Here is a 12,744-nt window from a genome sequence, read left to right on the forward strand (position 1 = left end):
ACTGACAGCGTGGAACCGTCTGGCGGACGCACGGGGGTGCGCCCCGCCACGGGTTCCCATTGCCCGGTAACTCGAGGTCGCCATGCGACGGGATGAATCCCTGTCTTCTCCCGAGGTTCTCCAGGCCCGGTTGATTTCGCTCGTCTCCGAGCGCACCACGCTCCCCGCCGGGAGCATCGACATCCGCGAGCCCCTCAGCCGTTATGGGCTCGACTCGGCTGGGGCACTGGAGTTGCTCGCCGAGCTGTCCGCGGCCGTGGGCCGTCCGCTCCCCGCCACGCTGCTCTGGGAGTACCCCACGCTCGAGGCCCTGAGAGACCACCTCGCGGGCGTGGAGCGCACCGGCCCGGCCCGGGCCCCCGAGGCCTCGGCCGCCGTGGGACAGGAGCCCATCGCCGTCATCGGCCTCGCCTGCCGCTTCCCGGGCGCTCCGGACGCGGCCGCCTTCTGGCGCTTGTTGCGCGAAGGGGTGGATGCCGTCACCGAGGTGCCCCCGGAGCGCTGGAACCTCGACGCCTTCTACGACGCGGACCCCTCCGTCCCCGGGAAGATGAACACGCGCTGGGGAGGATTCCTCGATGGCGTGGACCGGTTCGAGCCCCAGTTCTTCGGCATCTCGCCCCGCGAGGCGCTCGACATGGACCCCCAGCAGCGGCTCGCGCTCGAGGCGGCCTGGGGCGCGCTGGAGGACGCGGGACTCGCTCCCGGCTCGCTCAAGGGCAGCCGCACCGGCGTCTTCTTCGGCGCCATGTTCTGCGACTACTCACGCCTGCCCGGCGCTGGAGGGGCCGCCACCACCTCGCACACCGCCACCGGCCAGGACGCGAGCATCATCTCCGCGCGCGTCTCCTATACGCTCGGCTTGCAGGGGCCCAGCCTCGTCGTCAGCACCGCCTGCTCCTCGTCGCTCGTCGCCGTGCACCTGGCCTGCCAGAGCCTGCGCTCCGGTGAGTCCTCGCTCGCCATCGCCGGCGGGGTGAACCTGCTGCTCTCGCCCCAGAGCACCGTGGCCATGTCCAAGTTCGGCGGCCTGTCTCCCGATGGCCGCTGTTTCTCCTTCGACGCCCGCGCCAACGGTTATGTGCGCGGCGAGGGCGTGGGCGCCATCGTGCTCAAGCCCCTGTCTCGGGCCCTCGCGGATGGGGACACCATTCAGTGTCTGTTGCTCGGCAGCGCGGTGAACAACGACGGCGCCAGCAACGGCCTCACCGCCCCCAACCCCCGCGCCCAGGAGGATGTGTTGCGCCGCGCCTGGGCCCAGGCGGGTGTGCAGCCCTCCCGCGCGCACTATGTGGAGGCCCACGGCACCGGCACCCTCCTGGGAGACCCCATCGAGGCCCGCGCCCTCGGCACCGTGCTGGGCGAGGGACGGCCCTCGGAGCGCCCCCTGCGGCTCGGCTCCGTGAAGAGCAACATCGGCCACCTGGAGGCGGCCGCGGGCATCGCCGGTCTCATCAAGGTGGCCCTGTGCATGCGCCAGGGCGCGCTCCCCGCCAGCCTCCACCTCCAGCGGCCCAATCCGCACATTCCCTTCGAGGAGCTCGGCCTCCAGGTGCAGCGCGCCCTGGAGCCCTGGCCCGGCGCCGAGGAGGAGCCCGCCACCGCCGGCGTCAGCTCCTTCGGCTTCGGCGGGACGAACTGTCATGTGGTGCTCCAGCAGTGGCGTGCGCGCGAGGCGGAGCTGTTCCCCCTTGCCGCCGCGAGTGCCGGGGCGCTGCGGGAGAAAGCCCGGCGCGTGCTGGGCCTCCTGGGCTCGCCCGAGGGCCGAGGGTCGGTGGCTTCCGTGAGCCACGCGGCGCGGCGGCTCGGCGGGGGGACGCACCGGCTCGCGGTGACGGTGCGCTCGCGCCAGGAGCTGGAGCGGCACCTGTCCGCCTTCGTCGCTGGAGAGACTCGGGCGGGGCTGGCGGTGGGCGAGGCCTCGGCTCGCGCTCCGCTCGTCTTCATCTTCTCCGGACAGGGTGGCCAGTGGCCCGCCATGGGGCGCAGCCTGCTGCGTGGCGAGCCCGTGTTCCGCTCGGTGCTCGAGCGCTGTGACGGGCTCATCCGCCCGCTCCTGGGCTGGTCCCTGTTGGAGGAGCTCTCCGTGGAGGGCTCGCGCTCGCGGCTGGACGAGGCGGAAGTCGGCTGGCCCGCCACCGTGGCCCTGGAGCTGGCCCTCGCGGAGCTGTGGCGCTCCTGGGGCATCGAGCCGGACGCCGTCATCGGCTACAGCATCGGCGAGGTGGCCGCCGCGTGCGTGGCCGGGTGTCTGAGCCTGGAGGACGCCATGCGCGTCATCTGCGCCCAGGCCCGGCTCATCGGCCGCACCCGCGGCCAGGGGGCCATGGCCCTGGTGTCGCTCCCCTGGGAGCAGGCGGGCGAGGTGCTCGCCGGCTACGCAGAGCGCGTGCACCGCGCCATCCACGCCGCCCCCGACGCGACGGTGCTCACCGGCGAGCCCGATGCCATTGCCTCCGTGGTGGAGACGCTGCGCGGCCAGGGCATCTCCTGCTGGCGCGTGAGCACCGACGTGCCGGCCCACGCGCCCCGGCTCGAGCCCATGCGGGACGAGCTGCGCGAGGCCCTCCGCGAGGTGCGCCCCGGCCGGGCGTACGTGCCCCTCTACAGCACCGTCACCGGCGCGCGGCTCGACGGCACGCGCATGGATGGCGACTACTGGGCCGACCACTTCACCCGCCCCGTCCTCTTCTCCCAGGCCCTCGGCGTCCTCGCCGGGCAGGTGCCCGCCTCCTGCTTCCTCGAGCTGGGCCCTCACTCCACCCTCAAGCACCCCGTCGGCTCCGTGCTCTCGCGCGCCGGTCGCGAGGCCCTCGTGCTCCCCTCGCTGCGCCGGGGCGAGGACGGACAGGTGGTGACGCGCGACACGCTCGGCGCCCTGTACGCGCTCGGCCACCCGGTGCGCTGGAGCACCGTGCTGCCCCCCGAGGTGCGCGAGGAGTCCTGGCCCCTCGTGGTGGCGCTCGGCGGAGACGTCGCGCCCGAGCCCGAGGCCGATGAGCCGAGCCCCTGTGTCCTGCCGCTGTCCGCTCGCGGCGAGGCGGCGCTCCAGGAGCTCGCCCGCGCGTACCAGGAGCGCCTGGCCCAGGCCTCCTCGCTCCGCGATATGGCCTACTGCGCGGGCGTGCACCGCTCCCACCACGAGCAGCGCCTGGCCGTCCTGGGCCGCTCTCGCAAGGAGGTGGGCGCGGCGCTCGAGGCATTCCTGCGCGGCGAGCGTCCCCCCTCCGTGCACCTGGCCCCTCCCGTGGTGGGCGGGCGCCGCAAGCTCGTGTTCGTCTTCTCCGGCCAGGGCTCGCAGTGGGTGGGCATGGGCCGGCAGTTGCTCGCCTCCGAGCCCGTGTTCCGCCGCGCCCTCGAGGCCTGTGACTCGCTGCTGCGGCCCCTGTGCGGCTGGTCCCTCCTGGAGGAACTGGCCGCCAGCGAGGAGCACTCGCGCCTGCAACAGACGGAAGTCACCCAGCCCGCCCTCTTCGCCCTCCAGGTGGCCCTCGTGGCGCTGTGGGAGTCCTGGGGCGTGGTGCCCGACGCCGTCCTGGGACACAGCATCGGCGAGGTGGCCGCCGCCCATGCCTCCGGAGCGCTCGGGCTGGAAGAGGCCGTGCGCGTTGTCCACCACCGCGGCCGCCTCATGCAGCGCGCCACCGGGAAGGGGCGCATGGTGGCCGTCGAGCTCCCCGCCTCCGAGCTCGCCCCCTTCCTCGCGGGACGCGAGCAGCGGCTGGCCCTCGCGGCGGTGAATGATCCGTCCTCCTGCGTGCTCTCCGGAGACCCGGAGGCCGTGGACGAGGTGGTGGCCCTCCTGGAGCGCCAGGGCGTGACGTGCCGCCGGCTGCGCGTGGACTACGCCTTCCACAGCCCCCAGATGGAGCCGCTCCAAGGCGAGCTGGCCCGGGCGCTCGACGGGCTGCGCCCCGGGCCCACGACGGTGGCGCTCTACAGCACCGTCACCGGCTCGCGCCTCGCTGGAGAGGAGCTCGGCGCCGACTACTGGGCGAGGAACATCCGCGCCCCCGTCCTCTTCTCCGATGCCGTGCACCGCGTGCTCGACGACGGACACACCGTCTTCCTGGAGGTGGGCCCGCACCCCGTGCTCTCGCACAACGTGCTGCAGTGCCTGGAGGCCCGAGGCACCGAGGGACAGGCCATCGCCTCGCTGCGGCGCGGACAGGAGGAGACGCGCACCGTGAAGGAGGCGCTCGCCGCGCTGTACGTGCGGGGCTGCGAGGTGGACTGGCGCCGCGTGTACCCCGGCGCGCGCACCGTGCCGCTGCCCGCCTACCGCTGGCAGCGCGAGCGGTACTGGCCCAAGGAGCGCTCGGAGAAGGCGCGGCGCTCGACGGGCGGTGGGCACCCGCTGCTCGGGGCTCCGCTCTCCGTGGCGGCGCTGCGCGGGGCTCGCTGCTGGGAGCAGGCGCTGAGCGTCGAGGGCGTACCGTATCTGTCGGACCACCGGGTGCAGGGCGAGGTGGTGGTGCCGGGCGCGGCCTACGTGGAACTGGGACTGGCGGCGGCCTCGGCGGCGTACGCGGGCGCACCGTGCGCACTGGAGGCCGTGTCCTTCCAGCGCATGCTGACCCTGCCCCCCGAGGGCGAGCGCACCGTCCAGGTGGTGCTCACCGAGAAGGAGCCGGGCCTCTCCACCTTCGACGTGTACAGCCAACGCCCCGGAGTGGAGGAGGGCGACGCCTGGCTGCACCATGCCTCGGGCTCAGTGCGCCGGGGAGCCCGCTCCGAGCCGAGGCCTTCCGAGCCCTCGCCGGACACGCTGCGCTCGCGGCTCGCCTCGCACTGGAGCGGCGCCGAGCACTACCAGCACATGACGGCCACGGGGCTCGAGTACGGCGACGCCTTCCAGGGCGTGCGGGAGCTGTGGCGGGGAGCGGAGGAGGTGCTCGGCCGGGTGCGCCTGCCCGAGGGCGCGACGTCGCAGCTCGCGGCCTACCGGCTCCACCCGGCGCTGCTGGACGCGTGCATCCAGGTGGTGATGACGCTGCTGACCGGGGCGGGGGAGGGTGCCGCCGCCGGAGCGGTGGAGACGCTCGTCCCGGTGGGCGTGGAGTCGCTGCGAGTCCACCGCCGCCCGGAGCGGGAGGTATGGGCGCTCGCGAGGCGGGCGGGGCAGCCCCTGACGTCGGACCTGCTGCTGCTCAACGAGGCGGGCGAGGTGCTCGTCGAGGTGAAGGGCCTGCGGGTGCAGCGGCTGGAGGGCGGGGTGGGTGCGCGCCCGGCGGGTGAGGAGTGGCTGTACTCGCTGGAGTGGAAGCGGCACGAGGGTGCCGTCTCCGGACAGGCGCTCACGAAGGACGGCGCGTGGCTGGTGTTCCAGGACGAGGCGAAGACGGGCGGCGCCCTGGCCGGGCTGTTGGAGGCGCGAGGCCAGCGCTGCGTGAGGGTGGTGGCCGGCGAGCGCTACGAGAAGCTGGAGCCGGGTCTCTTCCGGGTGGATGCGGCCTCCCCCGAGGACTACCGGCGGGTGCTGAAGGACGCATTCGGCGACACGGGCTGCCAGGGCGTGGTGCACCTGTGGAGCCTGGACGTGAGCACCGGGGCGGGAACGGAGGAGCTGGAGCGGGCCCGGATGCGCGGGAGCCAGAGCGCGCTGTACCTCGCGCAGGCACTGGTGCGGCAGGGGTGGCGGGACACGCCCGGACTGTGGCTGGTGACTCGAGGCGCCCATGCGGTGAAGCCGGGCGAGGACGTGTCCATGGCGCAGGCGCCGCTGTGGGGCTTCGGCCGGGCGCTGGCGCTCGAACACCCGGAATTGCGCACCACGCTCGTGGACGTGGTGGGCGAGACCCAGGCCCAGGCGGAGGCGCTGCTCGCCGAGCTGGGCGCGACGGACGGTGAGACGCAGCTTGCATGGCGAGGAGACGCCCGGCACGTGGCCCGGCTGGTGCGCGGCACCTACGAGGCACTCGGCGGCGAGCCGGTGCAGCTCAAGGCCGACGCCACCTATCTGCTCACCGGTGGCCTGGGCGGCCTGGGCCTCACGGTGGCGAAGTGGATGGTGGAGAAGGGCGCGCGGAACCTCGTCCTCATGGGACGCAGCGAGCCCACCGGGGAGGCACGGCAGGCACTCCAGGAGCTGGAGAAGGCCGGAGCCCGCGTGGTGGTGGCGCGAGCGGACGTCTCCAAGCGCGAGCAGGTGGAGTCGGTGCTCCAGCGGGTGAACGAGTCCCTGCCCCCGCTCAAGGGCGTGCTGCACGCGGCGGCGGTGCTCGAGGACCGCACCGTGCTGGAGATGGACGGCGAGCGCTTCAACAAGCCCCTGGCACCCAAGATGCGGGGCGCGTGGAACCTGCACTCGCTCACGGCGGACAAGGCGCTGGACTTCTTCGTCATGTACTCGTCGGCGGCGGCGCTGCTGGGCTTCCCCGGACAGAGCAACTACGCGGCGGCCAACGCCTTCATGGACGCGCTCGCGCGGCACCGACGGAGCCACGGCCTGCCGGGCCTGAGCATCAACTGGGGCGCCTTCTCCGAGGTGGGCATGGCGGCGGCGCAGGCCAACCGCGGCGAGCGCCTGTCCTACCGGGGCGTGGGAAGCCTCCAGCCAGCGCAGGGCGCGGCGGTGCTCGAGCGGCTGCTGACGGGCCGGGCCGCGCAGGTGGCGGTGATGCAGTTCGACGCGCGCCAGTGGCTCGAGTTCTACCCGAACGCCACCGCGCCCCTGTGGACGGAGCTGCTCGCCGAGCAGGAGAAGGCCAAGGCCCGCGAGGCCCGAGGCGTTCGCTTCCGCGAGACGCTCGCCCAGGCCGAGCCCGCCCAGCGCGGCGCACTCGTCGAGGAACACCTGGCCGAGCAGATCTCCCACGTGCTGGGGCTCGAGGCGTCGAAGCTGGACCGGATGCGGGCCTTCGGTGAGCTGGGATTGGACTCGCTGATGAGCCTGGAGCTGCGCAACCGGCTCGAGGCCTCGCTGGGACTGAAGCTCTCCGCGACGCTGCTCTTCACGTACCCGAACCTCGCCGCCCTGTCCCGCCACGTGGTGGACAAGCTGGAGCTCCCCGCCGGGCAGCCCGCCCAGGCCCCCACCGCCACCACCGAGCCGCTGCCGGGCGCCCCCGAGGCCCACGCGCTCCTGAGCGCCGAGGTGGAGCAGATGTCCGACGAGGAAGCCGAGCGGCTGCTGCTCGAGAGCCTGGATGCCCTTTCCACGGAGTTGCGGAAATGAACGAAGCGTCGTCGATGTCGTCCGTCAAGCGAGCGCTCCTCGCCGTGCAGGAGATGAAGGCGCGGCTGGATGAGGTGACGAGGGCGCGCACGGAGCCCATCGCCATCATCGGCATGGGCTGCCGCCTGCCGGGAGGAGCCTCGACGCCCGAGTCCTTCTGGAAGCTGCTCGAGAACGGCGTGGATGCCGTCACCCGGATTCCGCCCGAGCGCTGGGCCTCGGGGAGCTCCGACGAGGACGCCAGCGACCCCGAGCAGCGCGCCCTGCGCTGGGGCGCCTTCCTGAAGGAGCGGCTCGACCTGTTCGACCCGGACTTCTTCGGCATCTCCCCGCGCGAGGCGGTGCTGTTGGATCCGCAGCAGCGGCTGGTGCTCGAGGTGGCGTGGGAGGCGCTGGAGCGCGCGGGCATCGCCCCCGAGCAACTCATGGGCTCGACGACGGGCGTGTTCCTCGGGCTGATGACGGATGACTACAAGCAAGCGTGCTACGCCGACCCCGAGCAGCACGACGTCTACACCTTCACGGGCAACGGGCACTGCTTCCCGCCGGGACGCCTGTCATACGTGCTGGGCTTGCAGGGCCCGAGCCTAGCGGTGGACACGGCGTGCTCCTCGTCGCTGGTGTCGGTGCACCTGGCCTGCCAGAGCCTGCGCAGCGGCGAGAGCTCCCTGGCGCTCGCGGGCGGCGTGAGCCTCCACGTGTCCCAGACGACCATGCGCGTGGTGGCGAGGACCCAGGCGCTGTCTCCAGACGGCCGGTGCATGACGTTCGACGCACAGGCCAACGGCTATGCGCGCGGCGAGGGCTGCGGCGTCGTCGTCCTCAAGCGCCTGTCGGACGCCCAGGCGGCGGGGGACAGGATTCTCGCCGTCATCCGCGGCTCGGCGGTGAACCAGGACGGCCGCTCCACGGGCCTCACGGCCCCCAACGCCCTGGCCCAGAAGGCCATGCTCAAGACGGCGCTGGAGAACGCGCGCGTCTCGCCCTCGGACATCACCTACGTCGAGACGCATGGCACCGGCACCTCGCTCGGAGACCCCATCGAGGTCGAGGCCCTCACGGAAGTGATTGGCCAGCCTCGCGAGGACGGCTCGAAGTGCGTGCTGGGAGCCGCCAAGACGAACGTGGGCCACCTGGAGGCGGCCGCGGGCGTCACCGGCCTCATCAAGGCCGTGATGTCCCTGCAGCACGAGGCCATCCCGGGCAACCTGAACTTCAAGCGGCTCAACCCACGCATCAAGCTCGAGGGGACGCCCTTCGTCATCCCCACGCGCAAGCAGGAGTGGAAGAAGGGGAAGAAGCGCCGCTTCGCGGGCGTGAGTGGCTTTGGCATGAGCGGCACCAATGCCCACCTGGTGCTCGAGGAGGCCCCGGACGCCGAGCCGCTCGCCGCCGAGCAGTCTCCCGCCGAGCGCGTCCTCACGCTCTCCGCACGCACGGCCCCCGCGCTGGAGGCCCTGGCTCGCGAATACGTGAAGTACCTCGGACCCGAGGGCGAGGGACAGCCCTGGAGCGAGCGCGACATCGCCTTCACCACCGCGCAGCGCCGCACGCATTACAAGCAGCGGCTCGCCATCGTGGGCCGGAGCAAGCAGGACTGGCGCCAGACGTTGGAGGCCTACCTCAAGGGTGAAACGATCGGCGGCGCCGCGCACTCCGAGGCCACCAGCGACAAGCACAAGGTCGTCTTCGTCTTCCCGGGGCAGGGCTCGCAGTGGGAGGGCATGGGCCGCAAGCTCCTCCAGCAGGAGCCCGCCTTCCGCGCCGCCATCGAGGAGTGCGACGCCGCCATCCGCCAGGAGATGGGCTGGTCCCTGCTCGAGGAGCTTCAGGCCTCCGGTGAGCAGTCCAAGCTCAACCGCATCGACATCATCCAGCCCGCCCTCTTCGCCATGAGCGTCGGCCTCGCCGCCCTCTGGAAGCACTGGGGCGTTCAGCCGGATGCCGTCGTCGGCCACAGCATGGGCGAGATTGCCGCCGCCTACGTCGCGGGTGCGCTCTCCCTCCAGGACGCGGTGAAGATCATCTGCCGCCGCAGCCACCTGATGCGCCGTCTGAGCGGCAAGGGCGCCATGGCCCTGGTTGAGCTGTCCTTGGACCAGGCCCGCCAGGAGGTGCAGGGATACGAGCAGAAGCTCTCCGTGGCCGTCAGCAATGGCCCTCGCGCCACGGTGCTCTCCGGCGAGCCCCAGGCCCTCGAAGAGGTCCTCAAGAAGCTGGAGCAGCGGGGCGTCTTCTGCCGCCGCATCAAGGTGGACGTCGCCTCTCACAGCCCTCAGATGGACGAACTGCGCGGCGAGCTCCTCCAGGCGCTCTCCAGCGTGAAGGGCTCGGCGCCTCGTATCACCATGCAGTCCACGGTGATTGGCCGCCCGGTGAAGGAAGGTGAGCTCAACGCCAGCTACTGGGTGAGCAACCTGCGCGAGCCCGTCCTCTTCGCCCAGGGCGTGGAGCAACTGTTGAAGTCGGGCCACGAGGTGTTCCTCGAGATGAGCCCGCACCCCATCCTCCTGCCCTCCGTCGAGGAGGCGCTCAAGGAGGCCGGTGGCAAGGGACTGGCGGTGGCCTCGCTGCGCCGCGACCAGGATGACCACCACGTGCTGCTCGAATCCGTGGCCTCGCTCTACGCCCACGGTGTCTCCGTGGACTTCAAGCAGTTGAACGGCGCTCAGGGACAGACCGTGCCCCTGCCCACCTACTCGTGGCAGCGCGAGCGCTACTGGGTGGAAGAGACGAACGCGGTACCGGTGATGCGGAGCACCTCGGCCTCCTCGGGGGAGAAGGAGCATCCGCTGCTGGGCCGGCCGTTCTCGATCTCGGTGCTGCCGGGGATGCACGGGTGGGAGAAGGCGGTGAGCACCTCGTCCCCCGCCTACCTGACGGACCACCGCGTGCGGGGCGAAGCCGTGGTGCCGGCGGCGGCCTACGTGGAGATGGGGCTCGCGGCGGCGGCGTCGGTGTTCGGCCAGAAGCCCTATACCCTGGAGGGAGTGGCCTTCGAGCGGATGCTGTCCCTGCCGGCGAAGGGAGCCCGCACGGTGCAGGCGGTGCTCACCGAGCAGCAGGGCGGTGAGACGACCTTCCAGGTGTCCAGCCAGAGCGAGGCGGGCGCGGCGTGGGTGAAGCACGCGACGGCTCGGCTACGGCCACTCGGCACGGGGAAGGAACCGGCACGAGGCGAGGAGCCCCGGCGAATCCGCGAGCGCTGCACGGCGCCCCTCGCCGTCGCCGAGAGCTACGAGCTGCTGCGGCAGCAGGGGCTCGAGTACGGGCCGGCGTTCCAGGGAGTGGAGGAGCTGTGGCGAGGCCCGGGCGAAGTGCTCGGCCGGGTGCGCCTGCCCGAGAGCTCCGCGACGAAGACCGCAGGCTACCAACTGCACCCGGCGCTGCTGGATGCATGCTTCCAGGCCTTCGGAGTGCTGCTGCCGTCGATCGACGGACAGGAGGGAGAAAGACAGACCTTCATCGCGGCGGGCCTCGAGTCCCTCCGAGTGCACGGCCGGGTGGAGCGCGAGGCCTGGGCGCACGGGCGGCTGCGTCCCACGGACCGGAGCGCGAAGGCCTTCGTCTGGGACGTGCGGCTGCTGAACGAGTCGGGGCAGGTGCTCGCGGAGGTGGAGGGGCTGCGGGTGCAGCGGCTGGAGGGCGGGGTGGGCGCGCGCCCGGTGGGCGAGGAGTGGCTGCACACGCTGGAGTGGAAGCGGCACGAGGGCACGCTGCCCGAGCAGCCCTCGGGCACGGGGACGTGGCTGGTGCTGACGGACTCGGCGGGGACGGGCAACGCGCTGGCGGGGCTGCTGGAGGCTCGCGGACAGCGCTGCGTGAAGGTGGTGGCGGCCGACCGGTACGAGAAGCTGGAGCCGAGCCTCTTCCGGGTGAACGCGGCATCCGCCGAGGACTACCGCCGGGTGCTCAAAGAGGCCTTCGGCGATGCGGGCTGCCGGGGCGTGGTGCACCTGTGGAGTCTGGACGCGGAGGGGACGGAGGACCTCGAGAAGGCGTGGAGGCTGGGCAGCCAGAGCGCGCTGTACCTGGCGCAGGCGGTGGTGCGGCGAGGGTGGCGGGACACGCCGGGACTCTGGCTGGTGACGCGAGGCGCCCACGCGGTGACGAAGGGCGAGCGTGTCTCCGCGGCGCAGGCGCCGCTGTGGGGCTTCGGCCGGGCGCTGGAGCTGGAGCACCCGGAGCTGCGCACCTCGCTGGTGGACGTGGGGGACGGAGACGCCCGGGCCCGAGCCCGAGCGCTCGCGGCGGAGCTCGGAGCGGGAGACGGAGAGACGCAGGTGGCATGGCGCGAGGAGGCCCGGTACGTGGCGCGGCTCGCGCGAGGCACGTACGAGGCGCTCGGCGGCGAGCCGGTGGAGCCCAGGGCGGACGCCACCTATCTGCTCACCGGGGGCCTCGGTAGCGCGGGCCTCTCCATGGCGAAGTGGCTCGTGGAGAAGGGCGCACGCAACCTCGTGCTGGTGGAGCGAGCCGAGCCCACCGAGGCCGCGCGTCAGTCCCTCCAGGAGCTGGAGAAGTCCGGAGCCCGCGTGGTGCTGGAGCACGCGGACCTCTCCAAGCGCGAGCAGGCGGAAGCGGTGCTGAAACGGGTGACGGAGAACCTGCCGCCGCTCCGGGGCGTGGTGCATGCGCCGCAGAGCACGGGCAACCGCACGGTGCTGGAGCTCGACGGCGAGCGCTTCAGCGAGCCCCTGAGCACCGGAGCGCGAGTCGCGTGGAACCTGCACTCGCTCACGGCGGACAAGGCGCTGGACTTCTTCGCGCTGAGCGCGTCGGCCGCATCGGTGCTGGGCCTGCCGGCGCAAGGCCACCACGCGGCGGCGCACGCCTTCCTGGATGCACTGGCGCACCACCGCCGGAGCCAGGGCCTCACGGGCCTGAGCATCGACTGGGGCGCGTTCGCCGTGGCGGCGGGGGAGGACCGGACCTCGACCGGGCCGCTGGAGCCCATCACTCCCGAGCAGGGCACGGCGGTGCTGGAGCGGCTGCTCGCGGGCCAGGCCGCGCAGGTGGTGGTGATGAAGCTGGAGGCCCGGCGTTGGGTGGAGTTCTACCCGGGCGCCAACGCGGCCCCGTGGACCGAGCTGCTCCGAGCGCAGGAGAAGGCCCGCGCACAGGAGCCGGGGGCCTCGCACTTCCGCGAGTCCCTGGTGAAGGCGCCCGCGTCCCGGCGCCAGGCGCTGCTCGAGGAGCATCTCGCCGGACAGATGGCGCGAGTGCTGCGCCTGGAGGCCTCGCGCATCGAGCGGTTGAGGGCACTCGGGGAGCTGGGGTTGGACTCGCTGATGAGCCTGGAGCTGCGCAACCGGCTGGAGGCCTCGCTGGGATTGAAGCTGTCGGTGACGCTGCTGTTCACCTACCCGAACCTCGCCGGGCTCGCCGAGTACCTGCTCGGGGAGCTGGTCCCGGCTTCCGCCACCGCCGCTGAGGAGCCGCCGCCCTCGGCGACCCCGGCCGAGACCACCACCTCCCGCATCACCGAGCAGGTGGAGCAGCTTTCGAAGGAAGAGCTGCTCGAGTTCTTCGACAAGTCGTTTGGGATTGCCTGAGCACCTTTGAAA

At 72.5% G+C, this 12,744-nt stretch carries 2 protein-coding genes; both read left to right on the forward strand.

What is annotated here, in order from left to right; genetic code table 11:
- Positions 1 to 82: 82 nt before the first annotated feature.
- Positions 83 to 7,177 (forward strand): type I polyketide synthase, encoded by a 7,095-nt coding sequence (locus DAT35_RS49245; RefSeq protein WP_108076316.1) that lies wholly within the window; start codon positions 83 to 85, stop codon positions 7,175 to 7,177.
- Positions 7,174 to 12,732 (forward strand): type I polyketide synthase, encoded by a 5,559-nt coding sequence (locus DAT35_RS49250; RefSeq protein WP_108076317.1) that lies wholly within the window; start codon positions 7,174 to 7,176, stop codon positions 12,730 to 12,732. The genes DAT35_RS49245 and DAT35_RS49250 overlap by 4 nt, the downstream gene beginning before the upstream one ends.
- Positions 12,733 to 12,744: the final 12 nt, after the last annotated feature.

Source organism: Vitiosangium sp. GDMCC 1.1324 (assembly GCF_003044305.1).
Lineage (GTDB): Bacteria > Myxococcota > Myxococcia > Myxococcales > Myxococcaceae > Archangium.